Origin of the sequence: Streptomyces sp. WM6372 (genome assembly GCF_001279655.1) — a bacterium.
Classification (GTDB): Bacteria; Actinomycetota; Actinomycetes; order Streptomycetales; family Streptomycetaceae; genus Streptomyces.
The window spans coordinates 1-20,708 of sequence record NZ_LGDB01000256.1 but is presented as its reverse complement, the minus strand read 5'-3'; the positions used below and the strand labels follow the sequence as shown (position 1 = coordinate 20,708).

Genomic DNA, 20,708 nt, shown 5'->3' with positions numbered 1-20,708 from the left:
CCCTCCCCCTCTCCCCTCCTCCGCGTACACGCGCGGTCACGACCCGTGGTTCTGCGCCGACGGCACGCACGGGCGCCACCGATAATCATGCCCGTGGAAGATCTTGGATTTCGCCGGGCCGCGCCCGCCCTGGCCGTCTTCGCGGCGGTCCGGCTGCTCGGGCTGGCCGTGCTCGCGCTCTGGTGCGCGGCCGCCGGCAGCAGCCCGCACACGCTGCTGTCGGCGCGCTGGGACTCGCTCTGGTACGCCCGCATCGCCGCCGAGGGGTACGGGTACGAGGTGCTCCTCCCGAACGGGGACGTGCACTCGAACCTCGCCTTCTTCCCGTTGCTGCCCTGGCTGGAACGGCTGGTCGCGGCGGCGACCGGGCTGTCGTACGGCTCCGCCGGCCTGGTGGTCTCGGTGGTGGCCGGGCTCGCGGCGGCCTGGGGAATCTTCGCGGTCGCGGACCTCCTCCACGGCCGCCGGGCCGGGGTGTTCGCCGCCGGGGTGTGGGCCGCGCTGCCCGTCGGGATCGTGCAGTCCATGGCCTACAGCGAGTCGCTGTTCACGGCCCTCGCGGCCTGGGCCCTGTACGGGGCCCTGCGCGGCCGGTGGCTGACGGCCGGCCTGCTCGCGGCCGGGGCGGGGCTGACCCGCCCGGTCGGCGCCGCGGTGGTGGCGGCGGTCTGGGTGGCGGCCGCCCTGGCCCGGCGGCGCGGGGAGCGGAGCTGGCGGATGGCGGCGGGAGTCGTACTGGCCCCGCTGGGCGCGGCCGCGTACGTGCTGTGGGTCGGGGCGCGCACCGGCGGCGGGCTGCTCGGCTACCTGGACGTGCAGGGCGGCTGGGGCAACGGCTTCGACGGCGGGTGGGCGTTCGCCCGGTTCATCGGGGCGAAGCTGGCCTCCTCCCCCGCCGGCGCCGCGGCCGGGATCGGGCTGATCGCGGGGGTCGCGCTGGTGCTGTGGCTGTACTGGCTGTGCGTACGGCAGCGCCAGCCGGCCGCGCTCCTCGTCTACTGCGGGATCGTCGTCGCCCTGGCGCTGTGCGCGTCGGGGTACTTCGGCTCCAAGCCGCGGCTGCTGCTCCCGGCGTTCCCGCTGCTGCTGCCGGCGGCGGTGGCGCTGGCCCGGTGGCGGACGGGGCGGGCGGTCGCGGTGCTGGGCGCGGTGGCACTGGCGTCGGCGGTGTACGGGGCCTTCTGGCTGAACGGGTCGGGGCCTCCGTAGAGACCGGCCCGGCGCCGACGGCGGAGCCACGTAACGGAATGGATCATTCCGATCCATCTTTCAGCAAAGTAATTGAGCTGCGGCGATAAAGCGCGGCTAAGTATGCGAAAGAATGGCCAGGGCAATGGATCAAGACGCCTCCAACTAATGCCTGAATGCCAGGAATTAAGCGCCGCGTGAGACCAACTCCACATCACATGGTCATCACAAAGCCCGTGATTCGACCGGGCCGCCCATCGGCGCGCGGTAACGTCGATTGAGTGCGTACCGACCAAATCCTGACCCGTCTGGAGCGGGTGTTCGCCCGGCTGGACCGGGAACCAGAGCGACCGGCTCATCTGCAAACACCGCAGATGAGCCGGCACCGCGTCGTGCTCCTCGGATCGACCCTCGCGTTCTACCTCGCGATCGTGGTGGCCGTCCTGACCACGTCCTGGCTCGTCCGCCTGGACTGGCAGGTCATGTTCTTCCGGCCCTACGAGCAGTGGCCGCAGATCCACGCCTTTCTCGACTACCTGGTCGTCCTCGGCCAGCGCGGGCCCACGGCGGTGATGGTCGCGGCCTGGCTCGGCTGGCGCTCCTGGCGCCAGCACACCCTGCGCCCGCTGATCGCCCTCGGCGTCGCCCTGCTCCTGCTCAACATCACCGTCGGCTCGGTGAAGCTCGGCCTCGGCCGGCTCGGTCCGCACTACGCCACGCAGATCGGCTCCGCCGAACTCTTCGCCGGCGGCGATATATTTCCTTCCGGCCACACCGCGAACGCCGTCGTGACCTGGGGGATCCTGGCCTATCTGGCGTCCACCACGGTCACCCGCCGGGTGCTGTCCATCCTCTCCGCGGTCGTCTCGCTGAGCGTCGGCGCCACCACCGTGTACCTCGGCACCCACTGGGTGAGCGACGTCCTGCTCGGCTGGACCGCCGGCCTGCTGATCATGCTGGCGCTGCCCTGGTTCGAGCCGCTGATCGCCGCTGTCGAGGCCCGCGTCTTCGCGCTGCGGGAGCGGCTGCGCCGCCGCCTGGAGACCGGAACCGTGCCCGTCCCGGTCGCCACCGCGCTCACCCCGCTGCTCTCCGCGGGCGGCAAGTGGCAGCTCCGGCTCGCCGGTGACGCCGCCACAGCCGGACCGGCGGCAGCCGCCGCCGGTCCGCAGGAGCCGGCCGCCGTGCCCGTCCCGGCGGCCGCACAGGCGGCCGTCGCGGGCCCCGGGCACGCCCCGGTGCCCCGGCCCGCCGCGCACGTCTCCGGCCGGCCGCACCTGATCCGGTCCGAGCGGACCCCGGTCACGCCGGTCGGCAGCCGCCGCCCGGCGCACACCGAGCGGCCCACCGGCCGGGCCGCGGCCCGACCCGCCACCGGCGGCTGACACCCGCCGCGTACGACAACGCAGGCCGTACGACGAGTCCGTACGCGCCGCCGCGGGGCGGTACGCACATCCTCACCCCGCACCACCGAGGCGGGCCGGGTCACCACCCGGCCCGCCTCGGCCATTTCGGTGGTTCCGCAGTACATCCGACCGGAACGTCAGCGCAGCGCCCGGAGGTTCGTCCGTCCCGGGTCACGCTTGTGTCACGGAATGTCGACAGTTCTTTGACGCGCGCTGCTCCATCCGAAGCACCGTGAAAGCGTCCGCGCGCCATTCTTTTTCCGGCCCGCGACAAGCCGTCCGTACATCCTGTTTCGCATTCCGTCCGGGACCCCCGGAATTTCCCCGGGGATTGCCTCGGACGCCCGGCGCCGCAGGGTGTGAACCCCCTCGGTTTCCTTACATCTTCTCCACGGCCCGCCCGAGAAGGTCCCGGGCCGCTCTGATCCGGTCCGTCAGCTCCGGCGGCTCCAGCACCTCGAACTCACAGCCGAGCAGCATGACGTGAATGACGAGGACGTCGAGGTTCACGGCCCCCGTGCGCAGCAGGCAGCTCTCGGCGTCGATCGGCTCCAGGGCCCCCTGGCTCGGCCCCACGATCGCGGCCGCCGCCTCCGCCGGCACCTTCAGCCTCAGCACCGCCTTGGCCGCGTACGCGGCCTGCGCCACACCGCGCGACACGTACGCGGCGAGGTCCTCGGCGGGCGCCGGACGCGGGGTGAACCGCGGCCCGTGCGGCGGTCTGGGCTCGATCCGGTCGGCGCGGAAGGTCCGCCAGTCCTCCCGGTCCAGATCCCAGGCGACCAGGTACCAGCGCCGCTCGGTGCACACCAGCCGGTGCGGCTCCACCGCACGGCGGCTGACGGTGCCCCCGTGGTCCCGGTAGTCGAAGCGCAGCCGCTCGCTGTCCCGGCACGCGGCGGCGAGCCCGGTCAGCACGGAGGGGTCGACGGTGGCCGGCCCCGGCCCGCGCAGCATCGGCACGGTGAACTCGTTGAGTGCCGACACCCGCCGCCGCAGCCGCCCCGGCAGCACCTGCTCCAGCTTGGCGAGCGCCCGTACGGAAGCCTCCCCGATCCCCTCGACGCCGTTCCCGGCGGCCGTCCGCAGGCCCACCGCGACGGCGACGGCCTCGTCGTCGTCGAGCAGCAGCGGCGGCAGCTCGGCGCCGGCGCCCAGCTGGTAGCCGCCGCCGGTGCCGGGGCTGGCGTTCACCGGATAGCCGAGCTCCCGGAGCCGGTCCACATCGCGCCGCACCGTCCTCGGGGTCACGCCGAGGCGCTCCGCGAGATCGGCGCCGGTCCATTCGCGGTGGGCCTGCAACAGGGACAGCAGGCGGAGCAGTCGTGCGGAGGTCTCCAGCATGGCGAGCAGTCTGCCGGTACCCCGGCCCGCGTCCGAATCGCCCCCGCGGCCGAGCCCCCGTCAGGAGGCGGGTACGGCCACCGGGGCAGGGACCGGGGCCGGGGCCGGGGTCCGTGTCGGCGCGGGGGCGGTGGGCCGGGCCACCGGAGCCGCCGGTGCCGTCCGGACCGGGCTCGGCACCGTGACCGGGCTCGGCACCGGGACCGGCGCGGGTGGCGACGGCGGCAGCGCCAGCAGCGTGCCGACCACCAGCGCCTGCGGCTTCGGGCCGATCACCGCCCGGTTCGCCTCGTACAGCGCCTGCCGGCCGCCCTTCACCCCGTACCGCCGGGCGATCTTCTCCAGCGTGTCCCCGGTCCGGACCACGTGCATGCGCCCCGCCAGCCCGTACCGCTTCGAGCACACCGGCCACGCGTCCCACCCCTGGAGCCCCACCACGTCCTCCGCCACCCGGATCTGCTGCTCCCGGCTGGCCAGATCGGCCCGCGCCGCGAAGAGCAGCCCCCCGTACTCCTCCCACGTCGGCTGCCAGAACTGCAGTCCCCCGTAGAAGCCGTTGCCGGTGTTGACGGCCCAGCGCCCGCTGCTCTCGCAGTCGGCCACGCAGTCCCAGGGCCACTGCCCGCCGGGACCGCAGTCCCCCGGGCCGGTCCCGATGATCCCGGGCGAGCCGGGGTGGGCCGCCCCCGCGGGCCCGGGCGCGGGGGGCGGCGGGGCCGCGCCGGCCCCCGACGGGAGTACGAGGACGAGAGCCAGCGCGGCAGCGGCGGCGGCCGCCGGGGCGGCCCGCCGGATCCGGAGGTCGGGCATCGCGCCACGCTACGCAGCGCCGCGGCCCCCGCCCGGACCTGCCACGCGGCACGTCCCGCGGCCCACCCGGTCGGCGGAGCCGCCACCACCCCCGAAAACGACCAGTTCCGACCACCAACTGCACACATGCAGAAAAGAGTTGGCACCAAAACAAAGCACCGGGCCGACCGTTCACCCCTCCGGGGGCCAGGTTCGATTCCGTTCCCTCCAACGGCGTGACCCCGGCCGCCTCGCGGCCGTTGAGCCCGGCGAGCCGGGAACCGCCCGGCCGCCCCCGCTCGCCTAGTCCGAGGAGCCAGCCCGTGCCCCGCATGCTCGACGTCAGTGATGAGGTACGTGCCGAGATCGGTGACGAAGAAGCCGAGAGGCTGCTCACCGGCGACGACGCACCGCGCAGCTACGACTGCACCTCCTGCCGCACCCCCGGGGACCCCGAGACCGACCGCACCAGCACGGTGCTGTTCGTCGGCGAGGAGACGGCCGTCCTCGCCTTCGCCCACGCCGGCTGCATCCCCTCGCAGGTCGTGACCGTCTCCGAGGAGCAGCTCCAGGGCGCGGTCCGCAGCATCACCGGCGACAGCCCCGCCGGCGGCGAGTCCCCGCAGAACGTGCCCGGCGGCCAGGCCGTCCTCGGCATCACCAGCGGCCTGATCCTGATCGGCGGCGAGCTGCACCCCGCGCTCGTGGTCGAGCCGACCGCGCCGATCGCCCGCCCCGGCACCACCGGCCCCGGCGACGACTTCCTGCCGCTCCTCATCGAGCAGGGGTTCATCCCGGTCACCGACACCGCCGAGCCGCCCACCCCGCTCGCCGGCTGGTCGGTGCTGCTCGCCGCGGGCCAGCTGCACGCCGTGCTCCAGCCCGGCTCCGAGGGCGGCGGCCAGGTCGCCTGGTGGCAGGCGCACCAGGCCCTGTCGGTCACCGACGGCTGGCGGGCCGCCGTCAACAGGACCCAGCGCGTGCTCATCTACGCCGCCCCGGTCGGCTCCATCGGCCAGCAGCCCCGCGAGGACCTGCTCCGCGACGCGCTGGACAAGGCCGCCGCCGGCGGCAAGCTCGTGGCGGCCTCGATGCCGCTGGCGGGCACCTCCGGCGCCTGAACCGCGCCACCGGCAGGGATCCGGAACGCCGCGCCGCCCCCGGCGAGGGGGCGGCGCGGTATGCGCCGGGGGTACGCGGTCCATCCCGCGCACCCCCGGCGATCTGCGTTTTTCTGCTTCTGGCCCGCATCCGCAGGGCCCCGGGTTCGTTGGCTGATACGTGCATTCATACGACCCCTCCCGCGCCCCTGCCCACGCGAGCACCGTCTCCCCGATGCGCCCCGCAAGGGACCGGGAGAGCGCTCCGGCCGCCGTCTCGCACACCCCGATCTACGACACGCTGTACTCGGAGTACCTGCGCGCCTTCCGGGCCCTGCCGGGCGACCGTACGGGCGAGGAGGACCTCGGGTTCACGGCGTTCTCGTACGGCAGCTCGTACGCGGGCGGCGGGTCGGCGTACGGCGGCGGCAGCAGCGGCTCCGGGTACGGGGGCGGCTCGTACGGGAGCGGCTGGAACGGCTCCGCCTGGCAGACGGACCCGTGGCCGGCCTCGTACGCCCCCGCGCCGCAGCCCGCGTACGCGTACGCCGGGTCCGCGGCCGGCACCGCGGACCACGGCGCCGCCGGCCCCGCATACGCCAACGGGCGGCAGCACCACACCGGGATGCAGCACATCCCGGCGGCCCTGCCGCCCGCTCCGCGCCGGGGCTACTGACCCCGGACCGACACTCGCCGCGTCCTTCTTCCCGGCCCCTGCCTACTTCTTCTTGTACTGCGCGCCGCGCTTCTCGCGCACCCGCACGGAGATGTGGATCGGGGTCCCCTCGAAGCCGAACTCCTCGCGCAGGCGGCGCTCGATGAAGCGCCGGTAGCCGTGCTCCAGGAAGCCGGAGGCGAAGAGGACGAACCGCGGCGGCTTGCTGCCCGCCTGGGTTCCGAACAGGATGCGGGGCTGCTTGCCGCCGCGGATCGGGTGCGGGTGGGCCGCGACGACCTCGCCGAGGAAGGCGTTCAGCCGGCCGGTCGGGACGCGCGTCTCCCAGCCCGCGAGGGCCGTCTCGATCGCCGGGACCAGCTTCTCCATGTGGCGGCCGGTGAGCGCCGAGACGTTCACCCGGGGCGCCCAGGCGACCTGCTGCATCTCGGTCTCGATCTCGCGCTCGAGGTAGTAGCGGCGCTCCTCGTCGAGCTCGTCCCACTTGTTGTAGGCGATCACGATCGCGCGCCCGGCCTCGACGGCCATGGTGATGATGCGCTGGTCCTGGACGCTGATCGTCTCGGTGGTGTCGATCAGGATGACCGCGACCTCCGCCTTCTCGACGGCGGCGGCCGTACGCAGGGAGGCGTAGTAGTCGGCGCCCTGCTGGAGGTGCACCTTCTTGCGGATGCCCGCGGTGTCCACGAACTTCCAGGTGACGCCGCCGAGCTCGATCAGCTCGTCGACCGGGTCGCGGGTGGTGCCGGCCAGCTCGTTGACGACGACCCGGTCCTCCTTCGCGACCTTGTTGAGCAGCGAGGACTTGCCGACGTTCGGGCGGCCGATGAGCGCGATGCGCCGGGGGCCGCCCACCGGGGTGCCGCCGAAGGTCTGCTCGGGCGCCTCGGGCAGCGCCTCCAGGACGGCGTCGAGCATGTCGCCCGTACCGCGGCCGTGCAGCGAGGAGACCGGGTGCGGCTGGCCGAGGCCCAGGGACCACAGGGAGGCGGCGTCGGACTCGCCGCTCTGGCCGTCGACCTTGTTCGCGCACAGGACGACGGGCTTGCCGGCCCGGCGCAGCAGCTTGACGACGGCCTCGTCGCTGTCGGTGGCGCCGACCTTGGCGTCGACGACGAAGACGACCGCGTCGGCGGTCTCGATGGCGTACTCGGCCTGGGCGGCGACGGCGGCGTCGATGCCGAGGACGTCCTGCTCCCAGCCGCCGGTGTCCACGACCTTGAACCGGCGGCCGGCCCACTCTGCCTCGTACGTGACGCGGTCGCGGGTGACGCCGGGCTTGTCCTCGACGACCGCCTCGCGGCGGCCGATGATGCGGTTCACCAGGGTCGACTTGCCGACGTTCGGGCGGCCGACGACGGCGAGCACGGGCAGCGGCCCGTGGCCCGCCTCCGCGATCGCGCCCTCGACGTCCTCTACGTCGAAGCCTTCCTCCGCGGCGAGCTCCATGAACTCCGCGTACTCGGCATCGCCAAGCGCTCCGTGGTCGTGCTGGTCGTTCATGAAGTCCGTTCCTCGTCGTTCGTGGTGGTCGGTGGTGCCCGCGCAGCGCGGTTCCACTACTAGGTCAAGTCTCGCTCAGCGCCCGGTCAGGCGCTTGGCGTCGGCCAGGTGGGCGGTGAGCCTGCTCTGGATGCGTACGGTGGCCTCGTCCAGGGCCGTACGGGTTCGGCGGCCGGTGCCGTCGCCCGCGTCGAAGGCGGAGCCGAAGACGACGTCGACCCGGCTCTTGAACGGCGGCAGTCCGCGGACCAGCCGCCCCTGGCGCTCGGTGCTGCCGAGCACGGCCACCGGCACGACGGGCGCGCCGCTGCGGACCGCGAAGTACGCGAGCCCGGCGCGCAGCGAGGCGAAGTCGCCCTCGCCGCGGGTGCCCTCGGGGAAGATCCCCAGGGCTCCGCCGTTCTCCAGCACCGCGAGCGCCTTGCCGATCGCGCCCCGGTCCGCGCCCGTACGGTCGACCTTGACCTGGCCGATCCCGTCCAGGAACGGGCCGAGCGGGCCGACGTACGCCTCCTTCTTGATGAGGAAGTGCAGCGGCCGCGGGGCGGTGCCCATGACCATCGGTCCGTCGATGTTGTGCGCGTGGTTCACGGCAAGGATGACAGGCCCCGAGGCGGGCACGCGCCAGGCGCCCAGCACGCGCGGCTTCCACAGCCCGTACATGAGGCCGATGCCGATCCGCCGGCCGAGCGCCGCACCCTTGAGGGAGGGCGTTCCGCTCACTTGCCGCGCCGCTCTTCGACCAGGGTCACGACGCACTCGATCACCTGGTCGAGCGTGAGCTCGGTGGTGTCGACCTCGACGGCGTCGTCGGCCTTGGCCAGGGGGGAGGTCTTGCGGCCCGAGTCGGCGGCGTCGCGCTTGATCAGGGCTTCCCTGGTGGCCGCGAGGTCCGTGGCCTCCTTGCCGCGCAGCTCACCGCTGCGGCGCGCGGCGCGGGCCTCGGGGGACGCGGTCAGGAAGATCTTGAGGTCGGCGTCGGGCAGGACGGTGGTGCCGATGTCCCGCCCCTCGACGACGATCCCGCCCTCGGCCGACGCGGCGATGGAGCGCTGGAGCTCGGTGATCAGGGTGCGCACCTCGGGGACGGCGCTGACGGCGCTGACCTTGGAGGTGACCTCCTGGGTGCGGATCGGGCCGGAGGCGTCCAGGCCGTCGACCGTGATGGTGGGCGCGGTCGGGTCCGTACCGGAGACGATGCCGGGCTTGCCGGCGGCCACGGCGATGGCGTGGGGGTCGTCGGTGTCGATCCCGTTGGTGATCATCCACCAGGTGATGGCCCGGTACTGGGCACCGGTGTCCAGGTAGCGCAGCCCGAGCTTGGCGGCCACGGCCTTGGAGGTGCTGGACTTGCCCGTGCCGGAGGGACCGTCGATGGCGACGATCACGGCGGACGGAGCGGCGGTTTCCACGGTGCGGGCACCTTCCTGGTTGCGCGTACGTGTCCGGGCGCGCCAAAGCGCCCCTCTCCAAGGTTACCGGCCCCGGGAAGGGGCGCCGCCCAGTACCGGGGAGAAGGGCCGCCCGGTACCGGGGAGGCGGGCCGGACGGCTACTGCTGGCGCAGCGCCCAGCCGCGTTCGCGCAGCTCCGCGGTGAGGGAGGCGGCCGCCCTCGGGTCGACCATGAGCTGGACCAGACCGGCCTGCTGGCCCGTGGCGTGCTCGATCCGGACGTCCTCGATGTTGACCCCGGCCCGCCCGGCGTCGGCGAAGATCCGCGCGAGCTCGCCCGGCTGGTCGCTGATCAGCACGGCGACCGTCTCGTACGCCATGGGCGCCGCGCCGTGCTTGCCCGGTACCCGGACCCGGCCCGCGTTGCCCCGCTTCAGGACGTCCTCGATGCCGGCCGCGCCGCCGCGCCGCTCCTCCACGTCCGCCGACTGGAGCCCGCGCAGCGCGTCGACCGTGGCCTCCAGGTCGGAGGCGATCCCGGCGAGGACGTCGGCCACCGGGCCCGGGTTCGCCGAGAGGATCTCCACCCACATCCGCGGATCGGAGGCGGCGATCCGCGTCACGTCGCGGATGCCCTGGCCGCACAGCCGTACCGCCGTCTCGTCGGCCTCCTCCAGGCGCGCCGCGACCATGCTGGACACCAGCTGCGGGGTGTGCGAGACCAGCGCCACCGCCCGGTCGTGCGCGTCGGCGTCCATGACCACCGGTACGGCCTTGCACAGGGCCACCAGTTCGAGCGCCAGGTTGAGCACCTCGTGGTCGGTGTCCCGGGTCGGGGTCAGCACCCAGGGCCGGCCCTCGAAGAGGTCGGCGGTCGCGGCGAGCGGGCCCGACCGCTCCTTGCCGGCCATCGGGTGGGTGCCGATGTACGCCGTGACGTCCACGCCGAGGGCCGCGAGCTCCCGGCGCGGGCCGCCCTTGACGCTGGCCACGTCCACGTACGCCCGGGCCACGCCGCGGCCGATCGCCTCGGCCAGCGAAGCCGCCACGTGGGCCGGCGGTACGGCGACGATCGCGAGGTCGACCTGTCCCTCGGGGGCCTCGTCGGTGCCGGCGCCGAGGGCGGCGGCCGTACGGGCCTGGGCCGGATCGTGGTCGGCGAGGTGGACGGTGATCCCGCGGGCGGTCAGGGCGAGCGCCGCGGAGGTGCCGATCAGTCCGGTTCCGATCACGACGGCGGTTCTCACGGGGGCGCTCCAGGGGTGCGGGTGACGAGTAACGGCAAGTCAGGGCCAGAGTAGCCAGCGCACACGTCAAGAGGGCCCGGCAGCCCGTCATGTGGGACGGCGGCCGGACCCTCGGCTGCGGCAGGCCCTAGGGGGTGTCCGCCTGGAGGTTCTGCTGCCGGATGATGTCCTCGATCGACCCGCTCGGGATCGAACCGGCCGGGCTCAGCTTGTCGACGGCGTCCGGCAGCGACCGCGCGATCTGGTCGGCGGCCTCCTGCGGGCTGACCCCCGCCTGCTGGGCGACCTGCTGCAGGGTGTCGTCCGGCAGTGCCTCGGCGATCTGGGCGCCGCTGACCGGCTTGTTGTCGCCCGTACCGATCCAGGACTGCGCCTGGTCGGCGAGACCGGACTTGCCGAGCATGTCCATCAGCCCGCCGAGCGGATTGTTCCCGCCTCCGGCCGCCTGGGTCCCGCCCGCACCGCCGCCCATGAGGGCGCCGAGCAGCGCGCCGAGGATGTTGCCGCCGCCGCCTGACTGGCCGCCGCTGCCGCCTCCGAGGAGGCCGCCCAGAAGGGAGCCGAGGTCGTTACCCGCCATCGTCCATGCCTTTCGAGAGGGTTCGGGACACGGACAATGTCACCCGATCCATTCCATTCCGCCACTTGCTGCAAGCGTTCGGCAGAGCCTGCGGTAGAACGATCGGCATGATCTTCCACATCGTGCCGCTCGCCGACTGGACCGCCGCGCCCGAGCTTCCGTACGCCCCCTCCTCGCTCGACTCGGAGGGCTTCGTGCACTGTTCGGCGGACCGCCCGACCGTGCTCGCGATCGCGGACGCGCACTACCGCGACGTGCCGGGTCCGCTGCTGGCCGTCGAGCTGGACGAGCGGGCCCTGACCTCGGAGGTCCGCCGCGAGGGTGAATCGGGCGGCCGCTACCCGCACGTGCACGGCCCGCTGGACCGGGCGGCCGTGGTCCGCCTCTGGGAGGTCGTGCGTACTGCGGGCGGCCCGGCGGAACTGGTCCCGTGGGAACCGGGCTCCTGAGCCGGGCGGCGCGGGGGCTTCTCCTGGGGCCCCGGAGGCGCCAGGATGCTGCTCGCCATCCCGGAGCGACCCGATCGAGGAGCACCCCATGAGCGACCCCACGCCGACGGCCCGCCGTACGGTACTGGCGGCAGGAGCAGCCGTCGCGCTGGCCGGCGGCACGCTCACCGCGTGCGGCGGCGAGGACAAGAAGCCGAAGAGCGAGCCCGGCAGCCCCTCCACCCCTGAGGCGGCGGCCACGCCGTCCGCTTCCCCCTCGACGGGAGGGGGAACGGGCAAGGCGCTGCTCAAGTCCTCTGCGGTGCCGGTGGGCGGCGGCACGGTCCTCAAGGAGGAGAAGCTGGTGGTCACCCAGCCCACGGCCGGGTCCTTCCGCTGCTTCACGGCGGTCTGCACGCACCAGGGCTGTCTGGTGAACAAGGTCGAGGCCGGCACCATCGACTGCCCCTGCCACGGCAGCAAGTTCCAGATCACGGACGGCGCGGTGGCCCACGGCCCGGCGACCCGCCCCCTGGCGGAGAAGCAGATCACGGTGGCCCCGGACGGAAATATCTCGCTCGCTTAGCCCGGCCGCCCCGGCCTAGTCTCCGGGGATGAACGAGCCGACCACGCCCCCGGAAGCCCTCACCCTCGTACGCGACCACACGATCTACGCGTGCGTGATGGGCTCCCGGGCGTTCGGCCTGGCGACGGAGGCGAGCGACACCGACCGGCGCGGCGTCTACCTCGCCCCGACGCCGCTCTTCTGGCGCTTCGAGAAGCCGCCGACGCACGTGGAGGGCCCGCGGGAGGAGGAGTTCTCCTGGGAGCTGGAGCGCTTCTGCGAACTCGCCCTGCGCGCCAACCCGAACATCCTGGAGTGCCTGCACTCCCCGCTGGTGGAACGGCTGACCCCGCCGGGCGAGGAACTCCTCTCCCTCCGGGAGGCCTTCCTGTCCCGCCGGGTCCACGCCACCTTCACCCGGTACGCGATGTCCCAGCACGCCAAACTCGTCGCGGACGTCCGCATCCACGGCGCCCCCCGCTGGAAGCACGCCATGCACCTGCTGCGCCTGCTCCTGTCCTGCCGCGACCTGCTGCGCACGGGCCGCCTGACGATCGACGCCACCGAGCACCGCGACCGCCTCCTCGCGGTCAAGCACGGCGAACTCACCTGGCCGGAGGCGGACGCCTGGATGACCCGCCTCCGGGAGGAGTCGGACACGGCTCTCACCACCACCCCCCTCCCCGCGGAACCGGACCGCGCCCGCGTGGAGGACTTCCTCCTGCGCGCCCGCCGCGCGTCAGCCGCGTAGGGTCCGCCGCCGGACCACGAACGCGTCGAGGGCGTCGTACGCCGACCCGTGCTCGGGCAGCGCGGAGCCCGCCTGCGCGGTGTCCAGCACCGCGTGCAGCGCCCCGAGGTCCTGCCGCACGCCGTCGAGGGCCGGCCCCTGGTAACCGCCGTGCTCGGCGGCGACCTTGGCCTCGATGAGCGAGGCAAGGTACGGGGGCGCCTCCGGCACCTCGGTCAGCAGGGTCGGCAGGTGCGCCTGCACCTCGGCCGACCGCATCAGGTGGATCCCGGTGAGCAGCGCCCGGAACGCGTAGAGCAGCGGCTTGAGCTCGGCCGCCTTCTCGAAGAGCCGCCACTGGGTACGGGCGAACCCGCGGTAGTGGTGCGCGTGGTGGGAGGTCAGCACGCCGGGGGCCAGTGCGATCAGTTCCTCGTGCGCCGGCGTCGTGTGGACCACGAGCGGCGAGAGCAGCTGCTCCAGCACGTAGCCGTTGCGGTTCAGCATCAGGCGGACGAATGTGCGCAGGTCGTGCGTGACGAGGTCCAGCTCCACGTCGTCCCGGTCCCACATGCGGGTACGGGTCTCCTCCGGCTCGCGCAGCCCCAGGAGGTCCTCGGCCGGGAGCAGGTGCGCGCCGCGCAGGTCGATGTCCGAGTCCCGGGAGGGGAAGCCGTACAGGTGGGCGCCGGACACCGTGGCGAAGAGCAGCGGGTCGGGCTGTTCCGCCACCACGGGGGTCAGGTCGATGCTCCGTGCGTCCAGCATGGATCACGCATCCCAGAGGGTGCCGAAGGCCAGGAGTTCCTCGCGGTATTCGATGCGGGCCTCCCAGTCGCGGGGCCAGACGTCCGCGCCGAGGTGGGCACCCGCGAAGGCGCCGGCCAGGCAGGCGATCGAGTCCGAGTCGCCCTTCGTGCAGGCCGCGCGGCGCAGGGCCGTCAGGGGTTCTTCCGGGAAGAGGAGGAAGCACTGGAGGGCCGTGGCGAGGGCTTCCTCCGCGATCCAGCCGTCGCCCGTCGTCAGGCACGGGTCCGTTTCCGGGGAGGGGTTTCGAAGGGCCGCCGTCAGGCGGTCCAGGACGGCCAGGCATTCGTCCCAGCCCCGGGCCATGAAGGACTCCGGCGAGGCATCCGACGCCGTGCGCGTCCACAGGTCGCCCAGCCAGCGCTCGTGGTAGCGGGTGCGGTGGTGCAGGGCGTACGAGCGCAGCTGCCCGACCAGGCCCGTCACCTCGGCGCCCTGTGCGAGGAGGTACACCGCCCGGGCCGTCAGGTCGGAGGCCGCGAGGGCCGTCGGGTGGCCGTGGGTCAGGGCCGACTGGAGCTGGGCCGCGCCGGCCCGCTCCTCCTCCGTCCAGCCGGGCACCAGGCCCACCGGGACCACTCGCATGTTCGCCCCGCACCCCTTCGAGCCGAGCTGGCTCGCGTCCCGCCAGTCCCGGGAAGGGTCGTTCAGCAGGCTGCAGGCCCGCAGGCAGGTGTTGCCGGGCGCCCTGTTGTTCTCCGGGGAGTGGTACCAGTCGACGAATTCCTCCCGGACCGGGCCCGTGAGGAGATCAGGGTCCAGGGGCCCGCGTTCCGCCGCCGTCCGCATGCCGCGCGCCAGGGCCAGCGTCATCTGGGTGTCGTCCGTGACGATCGCCGGGCTCGGCAGCCGCATCTCGCGCCACGGGCCGGTCTTCGCCAGGATCGACGGGACGTCGTTGAACTCCGTCGGGAAGCCCAGCGCGTCGCCCAGGGCGAGGCCGAGCAGGGCCCCCGTCGCCGGCCGCTTCTTCGGAATCGGAGTCATTTCTCGTGTCCTTCCATGGGGCGGAGCAGGGGCGGATGGAGGGCGGTCGCCGGGCCCGCCCGGTACAGCGCGGCCGGTTTGCCGCGGCCTCCGGTCAGCCGGGCCGCCCCCGGCACGGCCTCGACGAAGCCGGGGGTGGCCAGCACCTTGCGGCGGAAGTTCGGCCGGTCCAGGGCGGTGCCCCAGACGGTCTCGTAGACGGACCGGAGCTCCCCGAGGGTGAACTCGGGCGGGCAGAACCCGGTGGCCAGGCAGGTGTACTCCAGCTTCGCGCCGACCCGGGACCGGGCGTCCGCCAGGATCGCCTCGTGGTCGAAGGCGAGGTCCGCGGCCTCCCCCACCGGCACCCAGCTCGCCCCGTCCGCGTCGCCGCCGCCCTCCGCCGCCGGCTCCGGCATGTCCGGGACCAGGGCGGTGAAGGCCACGGAGACGACCCGCATCCGCGGATCGCGGTCCGGATCGCTGTACGTGCGCAGCTGTTCCAGGTGGAGCGCGGAGACGACCGCCTCCGACAGGCCGGTCTCCTCGGCCAGTTCCCGGCGGGCCGCCGTCTCGGCGGACTCCCTCGGCAGCAGGAAGCCGCCGGGCAGGGCCCGGGCGCCTTCGTACGGCTCCTGCCCGCGCCGGATCAGCAGCACGTGCAGCGCCCCGCCGCGGACCGTGAACACCGCCAGGTCGACCGTCACCGCGAACGGTTCGTAGGCGTAGCGGTCGTACCCCTTCATCGGTGCTCCGGCAGGGGGTCCGCGAACTGCCATCCCCCGGCCAGCAGTTCGTCGACCGCCGCGACGGCCGTCGCCAGCCGCGCCTCGCGGTCCCCGCGCACGGTCAGGAAACGCCTGCCCGTGCGCGCGAGTTCCTCGCGGAAGCGGTCCGTCATCCACGGCCTCAGGTGCTCGCCGTCGCGCAGACCGTCGTCCTCGAACGGCACGTCCGCGTGGTCTGTCAGCAGGTACAGGTCCCGGTGCGTGAGCGAGGCGGTCTTCTCGACCTCCTCGTTCCGCCCTCCCATGTACCGCTCGTGCCAGATGCCGGTCGCGAAGGAGTCGGTGTCGCAGATCAGCACCGGCGAACCGGCCCGGGCCGCCCGCTCCTCCTCCGCGTCCTGCCGGCGGGCGATCACCGGGAACTCCTCCGACCGGAAGGACACGTCCTCCCAGGTCGCCGCCGGATCCGCGGCCCGCGCGGCCGCCAGCTTCTCCTCGCTGTACGTGCGCCCGTACTCCGCGACCCAGCCCGTTGCGGCCCAGACCCCGCCGCGCGCCCGGTAGTGCGCCGCGAGCACCCGCGACAGGGTGGTCGTACCGGTCGACTCGGCGCCGAGCACGACGATCCGCCGGGTCAGGGCCGCCCGTACGCCCGGCCCCAGGAACTCCCAGTTCCCGACGGGGTCCGCCCGTACCGCCGTACCGGAGACGGGGAAGCGGGTACGCCCGGGGTCCACGCAGACCTCCTCGGCCCCGAACCGCCGGGCGAGCTCCGTCCCGTACTCCTCCGAGGTGAAGACGGCGTCGACGCGCCCCGGCACCGCGCCCCGGAAGACCGCCATGTGCGCCTCCCAGACGGCCGGGTCGTGCAGGTCGACCGGGATGTCGTCGACCGCGCCGACGACCTCGGCCCCCGGGTGCGCCTCGCGCATCCACGCCACCCGGTCGGCGAGCGGCACCGACTCCACCGAGGCCGCGCACACCAGCACGGTCAGCCGCTCGCACTGCTCCTGGGCGGTGCGCACGAGGTGGTGGTGCCCGGCGTGCGGCGGGTAGAACTTGCCGAGGACCAGCCCGTGGGCGTACCGCCTCATGCCGTCGCCTCCGCCGCCGTACGGGCGCCCCGCGCCGGCAGCGTACGGCGCCAGCCGAGCAGGCCGACCACACAGAGGGCGAGGAAGCCGACGTACAGGGCCGAGGTCAGGTACAGGCCCTTGTACGCGTACAGCGGGATGTAGACGAGGTCGGCGGCGATCCACAGCCACCACGACTCGACGAGCTTGCGGCACTGGCCGTAGGTGGCCATGAGCGAGAGCCCGGTGGTCAGCGCGTCCCAGAACGGGACGGTGGAGTCGGTGACCCGGCCCAGCAGGAGCGTGAGCCCGAGCACCCCCACCGCCCCCGCCGCGGCCAGTACGGCCCATTCGGTGCGCGTGGTGCGGCGCACCGGCAGGGCCTCGGCGGTTCCTGGTCCACCCCCGTGGGTCCAGGACCACCAGCCGTACGCGGCGAGGGCGATGAAGACGATCTGGAGCCCGGCGTCGGCGTACAGGCCGGACTGGGCGAAGAGCACGATGAAGAAGACGTTGTTCGCGATGCCGATGGGCCAGTTCGCGACGTGCTGCCGGGCGACGAGCCAGACGCACAGGGCTCCGGTGGCGAAGCCCAGGATTTCGGTCCAGCTCATGACGGCCGACCCCCCTCGTTCTTTAATAGTCATGTTGACTATAAACAGCGGGACGGGTCCCTGACAAGCGAAAAGCCCGCAGTGCCACGTGGGCACTGCGGGCTTCTCCGAGCCGTGGGGCGGGGGGTTACAGACCGACCTCGCGCATGAGCATGCCGACCTCGGTGTTGGTCAGGCGGCGCAGCCAGCCGGACTTCTGGTCGCCGAGCTCGATCGGGCCGAAGGAGGTCCGGACCAGCTTCTCGACCGGGAAGCCGGCCTCGGCCAGCATGCGGCGGACGATGTGCTTGCGGCCCTCGTGGAGGGTCACCTCGACCAGGTAGTTCTTGCCGACCTGGTCGACGACGCGGAAGTGGTCGGCGCGGGCGTAGCCGTCCTCCAGCTCGATGCCGTCCTTGAGCTTCTTGCCGATGTCGCGCGGCAGCGGGCCGGTGATGGCGGCGACGTACGTCTTCTTCACGCCGTACTTCGGGTGCGTGAGGCGGTGGGCCAGCTCACCGTGGTTGGTGAGCAGGATGATGCCCTCGGTCTCCGTGTCGAGCCGGCCGACGTGGAAGAGCCGGGTCTCGCGGTTGGTGACGTAGTCCCCGAGGCACTGGCGGCCGTCCGGGTCCTCCATGGTGGAGACGACGCCGGCGGGCTTGTTCAGCGCGAAGAACAGGTGCGACTGGGTGGCGACCGTCAGGCCGTCCACCTTGATCTCGTCCTTCGGCTGGACGCGCTTGCCCTGCTCCAGCACGATCTCGCCGTTGACCTCGACGCGGGCCTGCTCGATGAGCTCCTCGCACGCGCGGCGCGATCCCATGCCGGCACGGGCGAGCACCTTCTGCAGGCGCTCGCCTTCCTGCTCGGCGCCCGGGAAGGTCTTCGGGGTCTTGATCACGGGCTTGTCGGCGTACCGGTCGCGCACGCGCTCCTCGATCCGCGCGTCCAGCTCGCGGGGGCGGGACTGGCCGCTGCGGCTGCCGGGGCCGCGGCGCGGGCCGCCGGCTCCGCCGATGCCGGGGGTCTTGGAGGTGCGGGGACCGCCCTTGGCGCCGCCGCGCGCCGCGTCGCCGCGGGCACCGCCGCCACGGTTGCCGTCGCCCGCGCCGCGGGCACCGCCGCCGCCGGCCTTGGCGCCGCCGCGGCTGCGCTCGCCCTCGGGGCCGACGTCGTAGCGGCGCTCCTCGGGGCGGGGGTTGCGGGGCCGCTGCGGGGCCTGGTCACGGTCCCGGTCGCGCGGGGCGCCCGAGCCGGAGCCGCCGCCGTAGCCGCCGCCGCCGCTGTAGCCGCCGCCGCTGGAGCTCCCGCCGCGGTAGCCACCGCCGGAGGAGGAGCCGCCGCCGGAGCTCCCGCCGCGGTATCCACCGCTGCCGGAGCCGCCGCGCTGGCCGCCTCCGCCGCTGGAGCTGCCGCCGCGGTAGCCACCGCCGCCGGAGGAGGAGCCGCCGCGGGTGTTACCGCGCCCGCCACCACCGCCGCCGCTGTTCCTGTTGCCGCCACCGTTGCCGTTGCCGCTGCTTCGCATCAAAGTTCCGTCGTCTTGTCGTCTTCATCGGTATCCGGTGCATCCGGATCGAACGACGGAACACCCTCTTGCGTATCGGCTTCGATCGCGTCCGCCTCGGGGAGGAAGGGCGCGAGCTCCGGGAGCTCGTCCAGGCCGCGCAGGCCCATCCGCTCCAGAAAGTAGTTCGTCGTCCTGTACAGGATCGCACCTGTTTCGGGTTCCGTGCCCGCCTCGGCCACCAGACCGCGCTGGAGCAGGGTCCGCATGACCCCGTCACAGTTCACTCCGCGGACCGCGGAGACCCGCGAACGGCTGACCGGCTGGCGGTACGCGACCACCGCCAGGGTCTCCAGGGCCGCCTGGGTCAGCCGGGCCTGCTGGCCGTCCAGTACGAAGCGCTCGACGGCGTCCGAGTACTCCGCCCGGGTGTAGAACCGCCAGCCGCCGGCGACGAGCCGCAGCTCGAAGCCGCGCCCCTGGACGGTGTACTCGTCGGCCAGCTCGCGCAGGGCGTCCGCGACCTCGCGCGGGGCGCGGTCCAGCACCTTGGCGAGGTGCGCCTCGGTCGCGGGCTCATCCACGACCATGAGGACGGCCTCCAGGGCGGGCTTCAGCGCGAGCCCGGCCACGTCGCTCATTCCTTGACCTCCACGATCCGGTCGAACTCGTCGGTGACGGTCGGCATCCCGTCGCCGTCCCCGCCGCTCCAGCGGACGGTGAGCGTCCGCAGGGCCTCCTCCTGGTCGAGGACCACCGCCTTCTCCCGGTAGAGCTCCAAGAGGGCCAGGAAGCGCGCGACGACGGTGAGGGTGTCCTCGGCGTCCTCGGTCAGCTCCTGGAAGGTGGCCTCGCCGCGCGCCTTGAGCAGCGCGACCACCAGCCCGGCCTGCTCCCGCACGCTGACGAGCGGGGCGTGGATGTGGTCCACGTAGACCTGGGGCTTGGCCTTGGGCTGCATGGCCTTGACCGCCAGCCGGGCGAACCCCTCGGCGCCGATGCTGATGACGACCTCGGGCAGGAGCGCGGCGTGGTGCTCCTCCAGGCCGACGGTGCGCGGGTAGCGGCGGCCCTCGCTCTCGGCACGCTGCTCGAAGATCTCGGCGATCCGCTTGTACGCGCGGTACTGGAGCAGCCGGGCGAAGAGCAGGTCGCGGGCCTCCAGCAGGGCGAGGTCCGCCTCGTCCTCGACCTCGGCGGCGGGCAGCAGGCGGGCGGCCTTCAGGTCGAGGAGGGTGGCGGCGACCACGAGGAACTCGGTGGTCTGGTCGAGGTCCCAGTCGGGGCCCATGGCGCGGATGTGCGCCATGAACTCGTCGGTGACCTTGGACAGGGCCACCTCGGTGACGTCGAGCTTGTGCCGGGAGATCAGCTGGAGCAGCAGGTCGAAGGGCCCCTCGAAGTTGGCCAGCCGCAGGGTGAACCGCCCGTCGGACTGCCCCCCGACGACCCCGGCCGGGTCCGGCACGACGGCGGCCGCTTCGGCTCCGCCGACAGCGGCCGCTTCCGCTCCGCCCTCCACGGGCTCCTGCGGGGCCTCAGCGGGGGCTTCCGTGGGCGCGGGGGGCTCGGCGGCGTCCCCGCCCGGCCCTGGCGCCACAGGCCCCTCAGGGGCCGCGTGAGGCTCCCGCGGCCCCTGAGGGGCCTGGGCGCCCGGCCCGCGCCCCAGACTGCGGCGGGCGGGGCGGCTGGGATCTGCGGAAGGGGGCATCGGGGTCCAAGGCGGTGCGGAAGCGGTGTCGGTCGGCGGGAGCCAGCCCAAGGCTGCCACGCTCCGCCCACCTCCCTCCCCCGGACCCGCCCGGGGGAGGGAAGCCGCGGGGGCGGGAGCGCCAGGTCGACCGGCGGAGCGGGAAGGCAGCCGCCAGGGCAGAAGCGGGACGTCGACCGGCGGAACAGGGAGCAGGCAGCCGGGCAGGGCATAGGCACGAGGTCGACCGGCGGGGCAGGGGGCAGGAGCCGCGGGGGCGGGAGCGGCAGGTCGACCGGCGGAGCGGGAGGGCAGCCGCCAGGGCAGAAGCGGGACGTCGACCGGCGGAGCAGGGGGCAGGCAGCCGGGCAGGGCGTAGGCACGAGGTCGAC

22 protein-coding genes are annotated in these 20,708 nt (G+C 73.7%); 7 read left to right on the top strand and 15 right to left on the bottom strand.

The window, feature by feature from the left end; all coding sequences use genetic code 11:
- Positions 1–93: 93 nt before the first annotated feature.
- A complete protein-coding gene (locus tag ADK52_RS38955; protein ID WP_324615965.1) occupies positions 94–1,209 on the top strand; it encodes a hypothetical protein in 1,116 nt (371 codons plus the stop codon).
- Between the two features lie 260 nt (positions 1,210–1,469).
- Complete coding sequence (locus ADK52_RS38950) at positions 1,470–2,573, top strand: phosphatase PAP2 family protein (protein WP_053694593.1); 1,104 nt, start codon at positions 1,470–1,472, stop codon at positions 2,571–2,573.
- Between the two features lie 399 nt (positions 2,574–2,972).
- Here the strand turns inward: ADK52_RS38950 and ADK52_RS38945 are convergent, their stop codons facing one another.
- Both ADK52_RS38945 and ADK52_RS38940 read right to left on the bottom strand, forming a co-directional pair.
- On the bottom strand, positions 2,973–3,938 hold the full coding sequence (locus tag ADK52_RS38945) for a helix-turn-helix transcriptional regulator (protein WP_053694592.1): 966 nt from the start codon (positions 3,936–3,938) through the stop codon (positions 2,973–2,975).
- Between the two features lie 60 nt (positions 3,939–3,998).
- A complete protein-coding gene (locus ADK52_RS38940; RefSeq protein WP_078988953.1) occupies positions 3,999–4,748 on the bottom strand; it encodes a transglycosylase family protein in 750 nt (249 codons plus the stop codon).
- Positions 4,749–5,050: 302 nt separating this feature from the next.
- Here ADK52_RS38940 and ADK52_RS38935 point away from each other — a divergent pair, with 302 nt between their 5' ends.
- Together ADK52_RS38935 and ADK52_RS38930 are read left to right on the top strand one after the other, a co-directional pair.
- The gene (locus ADK52_RS38935; RefSeq protein ID WP_053694591.1) at positions 5,051–5,848 is read left to right on the top strand and encodes a hypothetical protein; all 798 of its coding nucleotides are present in this window, start codon (positions 5,051–5,053) and stop codon (positions 5,846–5,848) included.
- Between the two features lie 214 nt (positions 5,849–6,062).
- Positions 6,063–6,503: a hypothetical protein gene (locus tag ADK52_RS38930; RefSeq protein ID WP_234344438.1), complete on the top strand. Its 441-nt coding sequence runs from the start codon at positions 6,063–6,065 to the stop codon at positions 6,501–6,503.
- Positions 6,504–6,545: 42 nt separating this feature from the next.
- Here the strand turns inward: ADK52_RS38930 and der are convergent, their stop codons facing one another.
- The 5 genes from der to ADK52_RS38905 form a co-directional block, all read right to left on the bottom strand.
- Complete coding sequence (der, locus tag ADK52_RS38925) at positions 6,546–8,006, bottom strand: ribosome biogenesis GTPase Der (RefSeq protein WP_053694589.1); 1,461 nt, start codon at positions 8,004–8,006, stop codon at positions 6,546–6,548.
- A 75-nt stretch (positions 8,007–8,081) separates the two neighbouring features.
- The gene (locus tag ADK52_RS38920; protein ID WP_234344439.1) at positions 8,082–8,669 is read right to left on the bottom strand and encodes a lysophospholipid acyltransferase family protein; all 588 of its coding nucleotides are present in this window, start codon (positions 8,667–8,669) and stop codon (positions 8,082–8,084) included.
- A 56-nt stretch (positions 8,670–8,725) separates the two neighbouring features.
- The gene (gene cmk / locus ADK52_RS38915; RefSeq protein WP_053694587.1) at positions 8,726–9,418 is read right to left on the bottom strand and encodes a (d)CMP kinase; all 693 of its coding nucleotides are present in this window, start codon (positions 9,416–9,418) and stop codon (positions 8,726–8,728) included.
- Between the two features lie 139 nt (positions 9,419–9,557).
- The gene (locus tag ADK52_RS38910; protein ID WP_053694586.1) at positions 9,558–10,646 is read right to left on the bottom strand and encodes a prephenate dehydrogenase; all 1,089 of its coding nucleotides are present in this window, start codon (positions 10,644–10,646) and stop codon (positions 9,558–9,560) included.
- A 127-nt stretch (positions 10,647–10,773) separates the two neighbouring features.
- Positions 10,774–11,226 (bottom strand): YidB family protein, encoded by a 453-nt coding sequence (locus tag ADK52_RS38905; protein WP_053694585.1) that lies wholly within the window; start codon positions 11,224–11,226, stop codon positions 10,774–10,776.
- A gap of 107 nt (positions 11,227–11,333) precedes the next feature.
- Here ADK52_RS38905 and ADK52_RS38900 point away from each other — a divergent pair, with 107 nt between their 5' ends.
- From ADK52_RS38900 to ADK52_RS38890, 3 genes are all read left to right on the top strand, one after another.
- Positions 11,334–11,675, top strand: coding sequence for a DUF952 domain-containing protein (locus ADK52_RS38900; RefSeq protein ID WP_053694584.1), 342 nt, complete (start codon positions 11,334–11,336; stop codon positions 11,673–11,675).
- Positions 11,676–11,763: 88 nt separating this feature from the next.
- Positions 11,764–12,240 (top strand): Rieske (2Fe-2S) protein, encoded by a 477-nt coding sequence (locus ADK52_RS38895; RefSeq protein WP_053694583.1) that lies wholly within the window; start codon positions 11,764–11,766, stop codon positions 12,238–12,240.
- 28 nt (positions 12,241–12,268) lie between these two features.
- Complete coding sequence (locus tag ADK52_RS38890; protein WP_053694582.1) at positions 12,269–12,970, top strand: DNA polymerase beta superfamily protein; 702 nt, start codon at positions 12,269–12,271, stop codon at positions 12,968–12,970.
- Here the strand turns inward: ADK52_RS38890 and ADK52_RS38885 are convergent.
- The 8 genes from ADK52_RS38885 to ADK52_RS38850 form a co-directional block, all read right to left on the bottom strand.
- Positions 12,959–13,717 carry a DNA polymerase beta superfamily protein gene (locus ADK52_RS38885; RefSeq protein WP_053694581.1) on the bottom strand — a complete coding sequence of 253 codons (759 nt, stop codon included), beginning with the start codon at positions 13,715–13,717 and terminating at the stop codon, positions 12,959–12,961. The genes ADK52_RS38890 and ADK52_RS38885 overlap by 12 nt on opposite strands.
- Before the next feature lie 3 nt (positions 13,718–13,720).
- A complete protein-coding gene (locus tag ADK52_RS38880) occupies positions 13,721–14,743 on the bottom strand; it encodes an ADP-ribosylglycohydrolase family protein (RefSeq protein ID WP_053694580.1) in 1,023 nt (340 codons plus the stop codon).
- Positions 14,740–15,468, bottom strand: coding sequence for an NUDIX hydrolase (locus ADK52_RS38875; RefSeq protein WP_107090286.1), 729 nt, complete (start codon positions 15,466–15,468; stop codon positions 14,740–14,742). The genes ADK52_RS38880 and ADK52_RS38875 overlap by 4 nt, the downstream gene beginning before the upstream one ends.
- Positions 15,465–16,544, bottom strand: a complete 1,080-nt coding sequence (locus tag ADK52_RS38870; protein WP_053694578.1) for an AAA family ATPase — start codon at positions 16,542–16,544, stop codon at positions 15,465–15,467. Before ADK52_RS38870 ends, ADK52_RS38875 begins: the two co-directional genes overlap by 4 nt.
- The gene (pnuC, locus tag ADK52_RS38865; RefSeq protein WP_420715015.1) at positions 16,541–17,137 is read right to left on the bottom strand and encodes a nicotinamide riboside transporter PnuC; all 597 of its coding nucleotides are present in this window, start codon (positions 17,135–17,137) and stop codon (positions 16,541–16,543) included. Before pnuC ends, ADK52_RS38870 begins: the two co-directional genes overlap by 4 nt.
- Before the next feature lie 127 nt (positions 17,138–17,264).
- The gene (locus ADK52_RS38860; RefSeq protein ID WP_053694576.1) at positions 17,265–18,647 is read right to left on the bottom strand and encodes a pseudouridine synthase; all 1,383 of its coding nucleotides are present in this window, start codon (positions 18,645–18,647) and stop codon (positions 17,265–17,267) included.
- Positions 18,647–19,267, bottom strand: a complete 621-nt coding sequence (gene scpB, locus ADK52_RS38855) for an SMC-Scp complex subunit ScpB (RefSeq protein WP_053694575.1) — start codon at positions 19,265–19,267, stop codon at positions 18,647–18,649. The genes ADK52_RS38860 and scpB overlap by 1 nt, the downstream gene beginning before the upstream one ends.
- Positions 19,264–20,337 carry a segregation and condensation protein A gene (locus ADK52_RS38850; RefSeq protein ID WP_053694574.1) on the bottom strand — a complete coding sequence of 358 codons (1,074 nt, stop codon included), beginning with the start codon at positions 20,335–20,337 and terminating at the stop codon, positions 19,264–19,266. Before ADK52_RS38850 ends, scpB begins: the two co-directional genes overlap by 4 nt.
- Positions 20,338–20,708 lie beyond the last annotated feature (371 nt).